This window comes from Arthrobacter glycogeni (assembly GCF_054511155.1).
Map to the genome: position 1 here is coordinate 97281 of NZ_JBTNDE010000010.1, position 13470 is coordinate 110750.

The following is a 13470-nucleotide window of genomic DNA, read 5'->3' on the forward strand; positions in this document are numbered from 1 at the left end:
ACGTGACTACACCACCCGACGCCCCTGTTTCCCCCGCCCCGACCACCCTCACCGGGAGGTCCTTCACCAAGGGCCACGGCACCGGCAACGACTTTGTGCTGATCACCGACCCGGATGGAGCGTTGGAGATCGGGCCCGACGACGTCCGGACCATTTGCGACAGGCATCGCGGGATCGGAGCGGACGGGCTGATCCGGGCCATCCGATCCCAGTACCTCCCCGAGGGCAGGGCATTGCTGCAGAGCGACCCCTCGGCGGAATGGTTCATGGACTACCGCAACGCGGACGGCTCACTGTCGGAGATGTGCGGCAACGGGGTCCGGGTGTTTGTCCATCTGCTGGTGTCGGCTGGGCTTCTTAGCCTCGCCGAGGGAGCCACCGTGTCAATCGGGACCCGCGGTGGGATCAAAGTGGTGGAGCGGTCGCCCGACGGCTATTCGGTGGATATGGGGCCCTGGGAGTTCATCTTCCCCGACGTCGCTACCGCACGCGGCACGGACTCGCTGGTCGAGGCCACCGGCCTTGAAGTGCCCCGGCCTGCACTATCCATCAGCATGGGCAACCCGCACACAGTGGTGGCCCTCGCCGATCCCGCCGAACTTGAGGCGACCCGGCTCTTCGACGCGCCACTGGTCCAGCCCGCGCCCGCCGATGGCACCAACGTTGAATTCGTGGTGCCCCACGACCCGCTGGTGAACGACGGTGTCGGCCAGGTCCGCATGCGGGTTCACGAGCGTGGCGTCGGGGAAACCCTATCCTGCGGCACCGGGGCCTGTGCCGCCGCCGTGGCCACCAGGTTCTGGGCAGGGGCCGAGGCTCCCTTGGTGTGGAGGGTCGAGGTGCCCGGCGGCGTCGTCGGCGTGCGCTTTCATGCCGGAACCGACGGCCGTGAACATGTCAGCCTCAGCGGGCCAGTCGTGTTCGTGGCTACCGGCACCCTCCTCTAGGCGCTATCTTCTAGGCGCGGAGCCGCTCGACCCGGATGACCCTGAACGTCTTCGAGGTGGCCGTCCTGGATATCTCGAAGCCATCGCCCAGCTGATCGGCGATCCACTTCTGCAGCGAGTCGGCACCGAGGTTCTTCTGCACCACCAGCCAGGCTGAACCACCCGGGGACAGCCGCGGAAGCCATTTCAGCAGCAGCGCGTGCAACTCATCCTTGCCGACCCGGATTGGGGGATTGGACCAGATGGTGTCGAAGGTTGCGTCGGCGTCGACCTCCTCGGGACGCTGGGCCAGCACATTGTTCAGTCCCAGCAGCTTCGCGTTCTCTACCGTGAGTGCCAGGGCCCGTTCGTTGACGTCGATGGCGAGCACTTCGGCGTCGGGCGCCTTCAGGGCCATGGTGAGCGCCAGCGGCCCCCAGCCGCAGCCGATATCCAACATTCGCCCGCCCACCGGATCGGGCGCCTCGGCGAGCAGGATGCGGGTGCCCTTGTCGATCGAATCAGCGCTGAAAATTCCTGAGGAGGTCACCAGTGTGCGCTCCACCCCGGCGAGCATCGTGCGCAGCGGTTTGCGGGTCTCCGGGCCGGACGGCTGGGCGCTGAAGTAGTGGGAATCCATAACAAACCAGCCTAGACGATATGTGGTGAGGGGTCGGGGTTGTCCGCTACCGACCCCGGGCGGGCGGCGGGCGGGCACCGCGGGACACCGTTGGGCACCCGGTCCGTTCCGGTGAGCAATCTAGGCATCGGTGAGCGGTATTTCCACCCTCAAGGCCTGAACTGACCCACGCGGTCCACGTTGCTCACCGATCCGGCCCAGAGTCGGGGGACGAAATGATTGCGCGCTCAGTGAATTGCCTCCCGCAATGGGTGCTGGGGCGATTACCATTGAGCAACACCATTTAGGGAGCGTATGTCCACGAGTAACGGGGGACCGGCCACGCCGGAACCGGAGATTGGCCCAGCCGAAATTCAGGCAGTCATCGACAGGATCCTGGCGAAGGATGAAGCAGTGTCCGCGAAGGGGGCTGGAAACCGTTTCGCCGGGCCTTCGTCGGCTAACGACGGCGCACGTTCGTCTTACGACGGCGACCAACAGGATCTCGACGAACGGCGCGCGCTGAGGCGGGTCGCAGGGCTGTCCACCGAGCTCGAAGACGTCACCGAGGTCGAATACCGCCAACTCCGTCTGGAGCGGGTCGTCCTCGCCGGACTGTGGAGCGAAGGCACGGCTGAAGACGCCGAGAATTCCCTGCGCGAACTGTCCGCCCTTGCCGCCACCGCCGGCTCCGAGGTGCTTGACGGAATAGTCCAACGTCGACTCAAACCGGACCCCGGCACCTTCCTCGGCTCCGGTAAGGCCCAGGAGCTCAAGGACATCGTGGTCGCCACCGGAGCCGACACCGTGATCGTCGACAGCGAGCTCTCCCCGTCCCAGCGTCGTGGCCTGGAGGACATCGTCAAGGTCAAGGTCATCGACCGGACAGCCCTGATCCTCGATATCTTCGCCCAACATGCCAAATCCCGTGAGGGTAAAGCCCAGGTTGAGCTAGCCCAACTTGAGTACCTCCTCCCCAGGCTTCGTGGCTGGGGCGACTCAATGTCCCGTCAGGCCGGCGGCCAGGTCGGTGGTGCCGGCGCCGGTATGGGCTCACGTGGCCCCGGCGAAACGAAGATCGAACTCGATCGGCGAAAGATCCGCACCCGGATGGCCAAGCTGCGGCGCGAAATCAGCGCCATGAAGCCGGCCCGCGAAACCAAGCGCGCCAACCGCCGTCGTAATGAGATTCCTTCGGTAGCGATCGCCGGTTACACCAACGCCGGGAAGTCGTCGCTCCTGAACCGGCTGACCCACGCCGGGGTCCTGGTGGAGAATGCGCTGTTCGCGACGCTGGATCCCACGGTGCGTAAGGCAGAGACGGCCGATGGGCTGGGCTACACCCTCGCAGACACTGTTGGCTTCGTCAGGTCGCTGCCGACGCAGCTCGTCGAAGCGTTCCGGTCGACGCTGGAGGAGATCGCCGACTCGGACCTGATCCTGCACGTAGTGGACGTGTCCCACCCTGACCCGGAGGGGCAGATTGCCGCCGTGAGGGAGGTCCTCTCCGAGGTGGACGCCCGCAAGGTCCCAGAGATCATCGTTTTGAACAAGGCCGACGCGGCAGATCCCTTTGTGATCGAGCGGCTCCGCCAGCGCGAGCCACGGCATATCGTAGTCTCCGCGCGCACCGGGCAGGGTATCGCGGAGCTGCTGGAAGCCGTCAGCGCCGCTATCCCGCGCCCCAGCGTCAAGCTGGCACTGCTCGTGCCGTACGAGCGTGGCGACGTCGTGAGCCGGCTCCACCAGTCCGACGCCGAGATCCTCAGTCTTGAGCACGTCGAGTCGGGCACCCGCCTCGATGTGATGGTCCGCGAGGGTCTCGCCGCCGAGCTGGAGGAATTCCGCCAGCATGCCTAGCGGTACCATTGGGCCGCTGGAACTCCTCGATGCAGCAGTCGATGCCATGGGCGGCGAGAACCGTGTCGGCCAGCATGAGATGACTCGGCGGGTAGCCGAAGCATTGACCTCCGGCGACCACCTGCTGGTCCAGGCGGGCACGGGCACCGGTAAGTCTCTGGCGTACCTGATCCCGCTGATCTCGCACGCACTGACCCATGAGAAGCCGGCCATCGTCTCGACGGCGACCCTCGCCCTTCAGGCGCAGATTGTCGGACGTGACGTGCCGCGGCTACTGAAGGCCCTCAAGGGAAAACTGCCCCGGCCGGTGGACGTCGTGCTCCTGAAGGGCCGCGGCAACTACGTGTGCAAACACAAGACGGGCGGCGGTTTCCCTGAGGAAGGTGCACCGGAGGCACTTTTCAGTATGGGGGAGGACACAGCAGCCCCGCACCCAGCGGCCGGCCCCGCCACACCCCTGGGCCGCGAGGTGGTCCGCCTCAGGGAGTGGGCCGAGACCACCGATACCGGTGATCGTGACGAGCTGACCCCCGGCGTCAGTGAGCAGGCCTGGCGTCAGGTGTCGGTGACCAGCATGGAATGCCTCGGTGCACAGAAGTGCCCGGTCGCCGCCGAGTGCTTCAGCGAACGGGCCCGGGCCAAAGCCGGCGACGCCGACATTGTCATCACCAACCACGCGATGCTCGCCATCAGCGCCTTCGAGGGGCTGGCGGTGCTCCCCGAATACGACGTCGTGGTGATCGACGAGGCACACGAACTGCATGACCGCGTCACGGGCGCGGTCTCCGGGCAACTCTCCACCGGCATGATCTCCGCCGCGGCGTCGGCCGCGCGCAGGCACCTGTCGGTGAGTGCCGAACCCCTTGACTCGGCGAACCGGTTCTTCGAGTCGACAGTGGAAGGGATCCCATCAGGGCTGATGGCGTCCGGGCTGGACGAGGAGCAGGAATCGGCCGTTACCCAGGTCCGTGAGGCCTGCCGTGCCGTCCTGTCGGACGCCAAGGGTGACGGGCCGACGCCCGCCGACGGTGGGCGTCAACTTGCCAAATCCCATGTGCTGGCGGTCTTCGAACTCTGTGAGCGCCTCCTCACGGCCACCCCTGCGGGCGAAGTACTCTGGGCATCACGGCCCAGCACCTTCTCGCCCGGTACCGGGTACTCGCAGCCCGACGACGCCGCACCGGCCACGATCAACATTGCTCCACTGTCGGTGGCGGGGAAACTGCGTGAGGGCCTGTTCGCCGATCACACCGTCGTGCTGACGTCGGCAACGCTGGCTATCGGCTCCGAGTTTGGGCCGGTTGCCGGGTCGCTGGGCCTTGCCGGAGCTTCGGCTCCCTCCTGGACGGGCGTCGACGTCGGCAGTCCGTTCGATTACCCGAAGCAGGGCGTGCTCTACGTCGCCAAGGACCTGCCGAAGCCCGAACGAGGCACCTCGGCAGAACAGCTCGACGAACTCGAGGTCCTTCTCAAGGCGTCCCGCGGCGGCGCGCTGGGACTCTTCTCTTCGCGCCGGGCCGCCGAGGAAGCAGCCGAGGCGCTGCGTCCCCGGGTCGATTTTCAGATCCTGTGCCAGGGCGAATCCTCGATGTCAGCCCTGGTCAAACAGTTCTCCGATGAGCCCGACACATGCCTCTTCGGCACCATGTCCCTCTGGCAGGGCGTCGACGTCCCAGGCAGGTCCTGCCGGCTGGTCACAATCGACCGGATACCCTTCCCCCGGCCAGATGACCCCTTGATGACCGCCAGGACCAGGGCCGTGGCCAAGGCCGGCGGCAACGGGTTCATGAGCGTGTCAGCCACCCATGCTGCGGTCCGGCTGGCGCAGGGAGCAGGTCGGCTGATCCGCGCGACAGAGGACAGGGGAGTGGTCGCGATCCTTGACTCCCGGTTGGCCAACGCGCGCTACGGGTCGTTCCTGCGGGCGGCGCTGCCACCCTTCTGGTCGACCACGGACCGCGCAACGGCGGTGGGCGTCCTCGAGCGCCTGGCCGGGGAGCCCAGCCCCTAACAGTTTTCCCCTCCGCGCGGTTCGGCGCGGTTCGCCTCCGCCGCGGTGGTGCGCGGTGTGGCGGCGGGCAGTGTGCGGTCAGAGAGCGCGCATCACCGAGACAACCTTGCCCATGATGGTGGCTAGGTCACCAAGGATTGGTTCGTACTGGGTGTTTTGCGGGAGCAGCCAGGTGTGGCCGTCGCGTTGGCGGAAGGTCTTCACTGTGGCCTCGTCATCCAACAGGGCCGCCACAATGTCACCGTTCTGCGCCTCCTGCTGTCTGCGGACTACTACCCAATCGCCGTCGCAAATGGCTGCGTCGATCATCGAGTCACCGTAGACGCGCAGCATGAAGAGGTCGCCATGGCCGACCAATTGGCGGGGCAGCGGCATGACATCTTCGATTACCTGATCGGCCAGGACCGGGCCACCTGCAGCAATCCGGCCAACGAGCGGTACCATCGCGGCGTCCACCGCGCCGCCGATCTCGGACGGGACGCTGGGATCTGACCCCTGGGGGGCGCTCTTATGGTCGTGGTCGAGCGTTAGTGGAAGCAGGATTTCCATGGCCCGGGGGCGCTTGGGGTCGCGACGAAGGTAGCCCATCCGTTCCAGCTGGGACAGCTGGTGGGTGACGCTCGACAAACTGGCGAGTCCCACCGTATCCCCAATCTCCCGCATTGACGGCGGGTACCCATTGGTACCGATCGCCCGCTGGATGGTTTCGAGGATCTTCTTCTGCCGGGGCGTCATGCCCTTGGGCACCTGCCGGCCGCGGGGCCGGCCGCGCGTTGGAAGCGGGGTGGGGGGCAGATCCGAAGTTGGTCCATCCAGTGGTCCGTCCGACTCTTTCACGGTCGCTGTCCCTTCGATAAGAATCCATGTACCCCGGCAGATCCCTGGATTTCGGGAGCCGAGCTTATTTTGTCAGAGCCGGATGATGTGCTGAGTTCTGCTGGAACCGAACCTTCATCCTTACCGCCAACGGTATGGGAGTTGAGACACGTTTTCAAACATTTGTTCGATCGTGTCTCGACAAAGTTCGTCAATAAGTGCTAAAAATAAGAAAGCAGCAATTCGAAGATAGGTTCGAACGAAACAGGCCAGTCCGGTTTCTGCTCGAACACCACCTTCAACCGCCGCGGTTGGTTCGGTTTGAAACCCGGATTCGAATGGACTGATTCGAGAGTACAGAGAGGTCTATCCATGTCTGTCATCACCACACACCAGAACGTCCCCGCTGCCGAGAAGGTTGCGGGTAAGCTGCGACTCACCCGCAGGGGCAGGCTCCTGCTGGTCGGGTTGCCGATTGTTCTGCTGGCAGCGGCCGTCCTGATGCTGTCAGGATTCTTCAACTCGCCTGCCAAGGCAGCGGCCGAGGGCGGAGAGGTCACGCAGACCGTCAGCGTCAGCGTCGCTGCTGGGGAAACCATCTGGCAGATCGCCACCGAGTTCGCTCCCGAGCGCGACCCGCGCGACGTGGTCTCCGAGATCGTTGAACTCAACAGCCTCGGTACGTCAGTTCTTCAGGCCGGGCAGCAGCTGGACGTCCCGACCAACCGGTAAGAACCTTGCGAAGCACGGGACTGTTCTCGAAATCCCAGTGAGCCACGACAGCCCGGCCAGCCAGTCTCGGCTGCCGGCAGCAGGCAGCGAAGGGCCAGTCAGTGCCCCGCGGATTCTGCTCTGATGCGGCTCGGAGCATAACCTTGACAGGTGAACGAACAGTTTGAGCGGTTGAGCCGGTTGCCCCTGCGCGATGATCTCCGGGGGAAGCACCCCTATGGGGCTCCCCAGTTGGACGTGCCAATCCTGCTCAACGTCAACGAAAACACCTATGGGGTGCCCGACGACGTGAGACGGGCGATTGTTGACGCCGTTAGTCGGGAAGTTGGCGGCCTGAACCGCTACCCCGACCGAGAGTTCAGCGAACTACGGTCAAATCTCGCGCGCTACCTCGGCCACGGGCTGACCGCCGCTAACCTGTGGGCCGCCAACGGTTCCAACGAAGTGCTGCAGCACCTCCTCCAGGCTTTCGGCGGCCCCGGCAGGTCGGCGATCGGCTTCCCCCCTACTTACTCGATGTACCCCCTGCTCGCCAGCAGTACCGGCACCCGCTACCTAGCCGGGGAAGGCAACGGCACTTTCGACCTGGGCGCGGAAGACGCTGCACGCCAGGTACAAGAGTCCGGCGCCAATGTCGTGTTCCTGTGCTCGCCCAATAACCCGACGGGGACCGCTTTGGGTCTGGACGTGGTGGAAGCGGTCTACGAGGCAAGCGAGAAGGCCAACGCCATTGTGATTGTCGACGAGGCCTACGCCGAGTTCGCCCACGCCGATACCGTCAGCGCACTGACCTTGTTGGAGGGCCGGGAGCGCCTCGTGGTGTCCCGAACCATGAGCAAGGCCTTCGCCATGGCCGGCGCGCGGCTCGGCTATCTGGCATCGGCACCGGAGGTCGCGGACGCGCTGCGCCTGGTCCGGTTGCCTTACCACCTCTCAGCTATCACGCAGGCGGCGGCCAACGCGGCCCTGACCCACTCGGTCCAGCTGCTCGCCAACGTGGAAAACATCAAAACCCAGCGCGACCGGATCGTCGACAGTCTCCGAGCGCTGGGCCTAACCCCCGTGCCCTCGGACGCCAACTTTGTGCTCTTTGGAGGGCTTGAGGATCCGCACGGGACCTGGCAGGGCCTCCTGGCAGCGGGGGTGCTGATTCGCGACGTTGGCATCCCAGGCCACCTGCGGGTCACCGCCGGCACCGAGACGGAGACCACAGTGTTCCTCGACTCCCTCAGTGCCCTGCTGGGCAAAACCGTCTCCTAGACTGGTAGGAGGCCGTTCGATGCGACACCCGAATGATGCAGCTACCGTCACCCATCCGCTACGTACCAATCGAAGGATAGCCATGAGCGTGGAAACCACCGCCCGACGCACCGCGAGCCGGGAACGGACCACCAGCGAATCGTCGGTGTTCGTCGAACTCGATCTTGACGGCACCGGACGCGCGGAAATCAGCACCTCCGTGCCCTTCTACGACCACATGCTCACTGCGCTGGCCAAGCACTCGCTGATCGACCTCACGGTCAGGGCCACCGGAGACACGCACATTGACGCCCACCACACGGTCGAGGATGTCGCCATCACCATCGGTGAAGTGCTCCGCGAAGCCCTCGGCACGAAGGCGGGAATCCGGCGGTTCGGCGAAGCGACAGTTCCCCTGGACGAGGCACTGGCCAACGCCGTCGTCGACATTTCCGGCCGGCCTTACCTCGTCCACACGGGCGAACCTGCAGGCCAGAAGTACCACCTGATCGGGGGGCACTTCACCGGTTCGCTGACCCGCCACGTCTTCGAAGCCATCACCCTGCACGCCCAGATCTGCCTGCACATGACGGTCCTGGGCGGACGCGACCCCCACCACATTGTGGAAGCCCAGTTCAAGGCCTTTGCCCGTGCGCTTCGCGCCGCAGTGGAGCCGGACCCACGGGTCGACGGGATCCCGTCCACCAAAGGGGCACTATGAGCGCGCCACGCGTCACAGTCCTCGATTACGGTTCAGGCAATATCCGCTCAGCAGTGCGTGCCCTTGAGCACGTCGGCGCCGAGGTTACCCTGAGCGCCAAGCCCGACGACGTCCTGAACGCCGACGGGCTGGTGGTGCCCGGCGTGGGCGCCTTCGCCACGGTAATGAAGGGACTGAAGGACGTCGACGCGCTGCGGATGATCGGTCGGCGGGTGGCCGGCGGCCGACCGGTCCTCGGAATCTGCGTCGGACTCCAAATCCTCTTCGATGACGGTGTTGAGCATGGCATCAGGACCGAAGGGATGGGCGAATGGCCGGGCACCGTTGAGCGGCTCCAGGCCGACGTCGTTCCCCACATGGGCTGGAATACTGTGACAGCACCCGAGGGGTCAACACTGTTCGACGGCATCGAAGAGGAGCGGTTCTACTTCGTTCACTCCTATGGAGTACAGCGGTGGACGTTCGACGTCACCCAACCAGCGATGAAACCTCCCATGGTGGCCTGGGCGGACCACGGCGGACCGTTCATCGCGGCGGTCGAGAACGGGCCGCTGAGCGCCACCCAGTTCCACCCCGAAAAGTCCGGCGACGCCGGCGCGCGCCTGCTCTCCAACTGGACGGCGGGGTTGCGGTAGCCATGTGGAGCATAGTGCTGATGGGTCTATCCGGGCTGCTGATCGGCGGGGCCATCTCCTTCCGGCGGCAGGAGTTGCCCAAGGCCCTGATTATCAGCTTCTGGGTGCTGGCGGGAATGGCACTACTTGCCGCCTACCTCCTGACCTTGACCGACCTCTGATTATCGAGACATCCGACAGCTACGAAAGAGTCACCACCCGATGAGCCCTTTTACTGAATCGCCCATTCTTGAACTGCTCCCCGCCGTTGACGTCGTCGACGGTCAGGCCGTCCGCCTGGTCCAGGGCGAGGCCGGCAGCGAAACCGGCTACGGGGACGCCCTCGAGGCGGCCCTCGCCTGGCAGCACGACGGCGCGGAATGGGTGCACCTCGTGGACCTCGACGCAGCGTTCGGCCGTGGCTCGAACCGTGAGCTACTCAAGCGCGTCGTCAGCGAACTTGACATCAAGGTTGAGCTGTCCGGAGGTATCCGCGACGATGCTTCCCTCGACGCGGCCCTCGAACTCGGCGCGCACCGGGTGAACCTCGGTACCGCCGCCCTGGAGCACCCCGAGTGGACTGCGGCCGCCATTGCCCGCTACGGCGACAAGATCGCCGTCGGGCTGGACGTCCGCGGCACCACTCTCGCGGCACGCGGGTGGACCGAAGAGGGCGGTGACCTCTGGGAGGTTCTGCAGCGCCTCGAAGATGCCGGCTGCTCCCGGTACGTGGTCACGGACGTCACCAAGGACGGAACCCTCCGCGGCCCGAACCTGGAGCTGCTCCAGCAGGTGCTCGAGCGGACTTCGCGCCCCGTGGTCGCGTCCGGCGGAATTTCCAGCCTTGACGATCTCGCAGCGCTGCGCCAGCTGGTACCGCACGGCCTGGAAGGGGCAATCGTGGGCAAGGCCCTCTACGCCGGCGCGTTCACGCTGCCCCAGGCACTTGACGTCGCCGGCCACCCGGAGCCGCGGGTGTGAGCGAGCGGCACCTGCCGGCGCACATTGCTGCGGCCCTGGCGGCCAACACCACCGATTCGGCGGGCCAGCCGTGGGAGGGCCGTGACCTGAGCGGCGACGGAAACCCGCTGCACAACTTCGACGACGACGACGGCGCCGCACCGCCCGCCTACACCGAGGCAGTTGACCGGCTGCGTGCCGGCGCGGGCGATGAGGCAAGTGTGCTGGCCGCCCTCGCCGGGGTTCGGGTCTTCGTCCCGGTGATGGCCCAACTTGCAGAAGATAGCGAAGCCGCCCAGCAGCACAACGGGCCGGCGGGGGACAGAGTGGGTGACAAGCCCGGGGACAAGGAAGCCGACATGGCCCTTGTGACACTGAAGGCCCCCGACGGGCGGACCGCCTTACCGGTCTTCAGCTCGGCGGCCGCCCTCACAGCCTGGCATCCCGACGCCCGGCCCGTCGCCGTCTACGCACCGCGCGCCGCCCTGTCGGCAGTGGCTGACGGGTCGGAGTTGCTGGTGATCGACCCGGGCGCATGTTTCACGTTCGTGGTGCGGCGCCCTGCCGTCTGGGCGTTGGCCCAGCAGCTTCCGTGGCAGCCCGCCTACAGCGACCCGCGGGTCGCCGACCTGGTGGCCCAGGCCACCGCGGAGGAGCCGACAATTCTACGGGTCGCATTGAGCCCCGGCAGCGGGGTCCCGGCCCGGGCGGCAGACGGTACACTGACATCCGGTGGCGGCCCGGGCCCAGAGGTACGGCTCCAGGTGACACTGCGCGGCGGGTTGGATGAAGACGCCGTCCGTGCTGTGGTCCAGGGACTGCAGGACCGACTGCGGAGCAATAGAGAATTTGTGGAACGGGTCGACTCTCTCGAAGTGGTCCTGACCCGCTGAGCATGTGCGGGCAGACCCGCAGAAAAGTGAACCACGTGAATTTTGCCCTCTACCGGGACCTGCTACGCATCGTCCCGGTGCGGCGTCTGCTGATCGTCGGCATGATCGCCCGATTCCCGCATTCAGCGGCAGGTGTCCTGCTGACCCTCCACGTTGTCCAGACCCTCGACCGCGGGTACGCGGAAGCCGGTGCGGTGGCGGCCCTCCTGACCATCGGCATTGCCGTGGGAGCCCCATGGCGGGGACGCCGGGTGGATAGTGCCGGGCTGCGGAAGGCGCTGATTCCCTCGGTCGTCGCCGAAGCCGTGATCTGGTCCGTCGCCCCGCAGCTGTCCTATGAGTGGCTGCTCCTTGCCGCGCTGATCGGTGGGCTGTTCACCCTTCCCGCGTTCTCGGTGGTCCGGCAGTCCCTCGGCGTGATGGTGACCGGGGAGAAACGCCGGACGGCGTTCACCCTGGACGCGATCGGCACCGAGCTGATCTTCATGGTGGGGCCGGCTTTGGGTGTTGTACTGGCCACGCAGGTCTCCACAGTGCTCGGACTGACACTGGTGGGGCTGGCCACCGCCGGGGCTGGCCTGTTCCTGATGTGGTTCAATCCGCCGACCCGGAGCGAACAGCTCGGCGCCGTTTCCCCCGCACCGACCGAGGCTGAGGACGGGGCGGCGGCCGTCGGCGCCCTGGTCGCCTCGGCGCCTGCGCATGTGGGCGAGGCATCCGCCGAACTGTACCCAGGAGTGCACTCCTCCCGTGGACGGTCTGCGTTGAAGGAGCGGGTCGCGGGCAGTTTCACCTGGCTGACCATTGCCGTGGCAGTGGTCATGGTGGTCGCAGCGGGCGCCGGGATGGTGCTCGCAGGAACCGAGGTGGGCATCGTCGCGGCTCTCGAGGAGTCGGGACGTGAGGGCGAACTGGGACTGGTCTTCGCCGCCTGGTGCGCTGCCTCGGTGGTCGGCGGGCTGATCTACGGGGCGTTGCATCGACCGGTGTCACCGCTGCTCCTGCTCCTGCTGATGGGCCTGTTCACCATTCCGATGGGGTTCGCCGAGAACACCCTGACCCTATGCCTCCTGTCCATCCTGCCGGGACTCCTGTGCGCGCCGGTCCTCTCCGCAGCGTCGGAGCGGGTGGCGGACCTCGTGGTGGAGGAACGCCGCGGGGAGGCGATGGGATGGTACGGCTCGGCGCTGACCTCGGGGGTCGCCCTCGGCGCCCCCCTGGCAGGGATCACCATTGACACGGTGGGGCCGTCTGCCGCCTTTACTACGGTGGGCGCGGTCGCCGTCGTGATCTGCCTACTCGGTCTGGGTGCACAGCAGGTACGACGACGACGACGGCGCTAGCTGCCGCCCGTGCCTGCCGCCGCCCGTGCCCGCCGCGGCCGGGGCGCCGCGGTGGGGCTGACGGCGACGAAGACTAGTTGACCGCGCCGGTGAACTTCTCGCCGGGCCCCTTGCCGGGGGCGTCCTGGATGATCGATGCTTCACGAAACGCCAACTGCAGTGAACGGAGGCCGTCGCGCAGCGGGCCGGCATGCTGGCCGCCGATCTCCGGTGCCGCTGCTGTCACAAACCCGGCCAGAGCCGTGATGATTTTGCGGGCCTCATCCAGGTCCTTGAGTTCCTCGGCGTCGTCGCCTTCGGCCAGCCCGCACTTCACGGCGGCGGCGCTCATCAGGTGCAGTGCGGAGGTCATGATCAGCTCCACGGCGCTGACCTCGGCGATGTCGCGCCGGACCTGCCGGCCGTCGTCATCGGCTGTCTGAGCCAGGGGATCCTGGCTCAACGGCTCCCCGGCGGGGGCGCCGCTGGTCCCGGGTGCCTGGAAGATGTTGCGTGCGCTGTCTTGATTACTGGCCGGAGTGCTCATGCTGGTAAGCTTGTCACAGACCGGCTGGAGGTCGGTATTTTTTGTGCCCGCATGGGCCATGAAAAAGATCACTCCAGTCTGCAAGCGGAGTTTCTCCCACCCGCGATTGCCAGGTGTTTCGTTGCGAAGCATGGTGGCAGCCGGGTTAGGTCGGTACGTACTGTCTGAGGTAGTCATCTCACCAGTGCGGCTCCACAGCATTGTGGAGCC

At 66.2% G+C, this 13470-nt stretch carries 14 protein-coding genes; 11 read left to right on the forward strand and 3 right to left on the reverse strand.

The window, feature by feature from the left end:
- Positions 1–2: 2 nt before the first annotated feature.
- A complete protein-coding gene (dapF, locus tag ACX80O_RS08810; protein WP_459333211.1) occupies positions 3–947 on the forward strand; it encodes a diaminopimelate epimerase in 945 nt (314 codons plus the stop codon).
- A 10-nt stretch (positions 948–957) separates the two neighbouring features.
- Here dapF and ACX80O_RS08815 read toward each other — a convergent pair whose 3' ends face one another.
- Positions 958–1566, reverse strand: a complete 609-nt coding sequence (locus ACX80O_RS08815) for a class I SAM-dependent methyltransferase (protein WP_459333212.1) — start codon at positions 1564–1566, stop codon at positions 958–960.
- Between the two features lie 294 nt (positions 1567–1860).
- On the opposite strand from ACX80O_RS08815, the gene hflX reads away from it, so the two are divergent.
- Together hflX and ACX80O_RS08825 are read left to right on the forward strand one after the other, a co-directional pair.
- Positions 1861–3405: a GTPase HflX gene (hflX, locus tag ACX80O_RS08820; RefSeq protein ID WP_459333213.1), complete on the forward strand. Its 1545-nt coding sequence runs from the start codon at positions 1861–1863 to the stop codon at positions 3403–3405.
- Entirely contained in the window at positions 3398–5416 is a 2019-nt protein-coding gene (locus ACX80O_RS08825) for an ATP-dependent DNA helicase (protein WP_459333214.1), read from the forward strand. Before hflX ends, ACX80O_RS08825 begins: the two co-directional genes overlap by 8 nt.
- A gap of 78 nt (positions 5417–5494) precedes the next feature.
- On the opposite strand, the gene lexA is transcribed toward ACX80O_RS08825, so the two are convergent.
- Complete coding sequence (lexA, locus tag ACX80O_RS08830; RefSeq protein WP_459307942.1) at positions 5495–6151, reverse strand: transcriptional repressor LexA; 657 nt, start codon at positions 6149–6151, stop codon at positions 5495–5497.
- 453 nt (positions 6152–6604) lie between these two features.
- On the opposite strand from lexA, the gene ACX80O_RS08835 reads away from it, so the two are divergent.
- The 8 genes from ACX80O_RS08835 (at position 6605) to ACX80O_RS08870 (ending at position 12734) form a co-directional block, all read left to right on the forward strand.
- Entirely contained in the window at positions 6605–6964 is a 360-nt protein-coding gene (locus tag ACX80O_RS08835) for a LysM peptidoglycan-binding domain-containing protein (RefSeq protein ID WP_459333215.1), read from the forward strand.
- A 150-nt stretch (positions 6965–7114) separates the two neighbouring features.
- Positions 7115–8224: a histidinol-phosphate transaminase gene (locus ACX80O_RS08840; protein ID WP_459333216.1), complete on the forward strand. Its 1110-nt coding sequence runs from the start codon at positions 7115–7117 to the stop codon at positions 8222–8224.
- 82 nt (positions 8225–8306) lie between these two features.
- Positions 8307–8924: an imidazoleglycerol-phosphate dehydratase HisB gene (hisB, locus tag ACX80O_RS08845; RefSeq protein WP_459333217.1), complete on the forward strand. Its 618-nt coding sequence runs from the start codon at positions 8307–8309 to the stop codon at positions 8922–8924.
- A complete protein-coding gene (gene hisH, locus ACX80O_RS08850) occupies positions 8921–9559 on the forward strand; it encodes an imidazole glycerol phosphate synthase subunit HisH (RefSeq protein WP_459333218.1) in 639 nt (212 codons plus the stop codon). Before hisB ends, hisH begins: the two co-directional genes overlap by 4 nt.
- A 2-nt stretch (positions 9560–9561) precedes the next feature.
- Positions 9562–9720, forward strand: coding sequence for a CG2302 family histidine operon protein (locus tag ACX80O_RS08855; RefSeq protein ID WP_459307937.1), 159 nt, complete (start codon positions 9562–9564; stop codon positions 9718–9720).
- A 40-nt stretch (positions 9721–9760) separates the two neighbouring features.
- Positions 9761–10519 (forward strand): bifunctional 1-(5-phosphoribosyl)-5-((5-phosphoribosylamino)methylideneamino)imidazole-4-carboxamide isomerase/phosphoribosylanthranilate isomerase PriA, encoded by a 759-nt coding sequence (gene priA / locus ACX80O_RS08860; RefSeq protein ID WP_459307936.1) that lies wholly within the window; start codon positions 9761–9763, stop codon positions 10517–10519.
- The gene (locus tag ACX80O_RS08865) at positions 10516–11391 is read left to right on the forward strand and encodes an SseB family protein (protein ID WP_459333219.1); all 876 of its coding nucleotides are present in this window, start codon (positions 10516–10518) and stop codon (positions 11389–11391) included. Before priA ends, ACX80O_RS08865 begins: the two co-directional genes overlap by 4 nt.
- A 35-nt stretch (positions 11392–11426) precedes the next feature.
- On the forward strand, positions 11427–12734 hold the full coding sequence (locus ACX80O_RS08870) for an MFS transporter (RefSeq protein ID WP_459333220.1): 1308 nt from the start codon (positions 11427–11429) through the stop codon (positions 12732–12734).
- 73 nt (positions 12735–12807) lie between these two features.
- Here the strand turns inward: ACX80O_RS08870 and ACX80O_RS08875 are convergent, their stop codons facing one another.
- Positions 12808–13260: a DUF1844 domain-containing protein gene (locus tag ACX80O_RS08875; RefSeq protein WP_459307933.1), complete on the reverse strand. Its 453-nt coding sequence runs from the start codon at positions 13258–13260 to the stop codon at positions 12808–12810.
- Positions 13261–13470 lie beyond the last annotated feature (210 nt).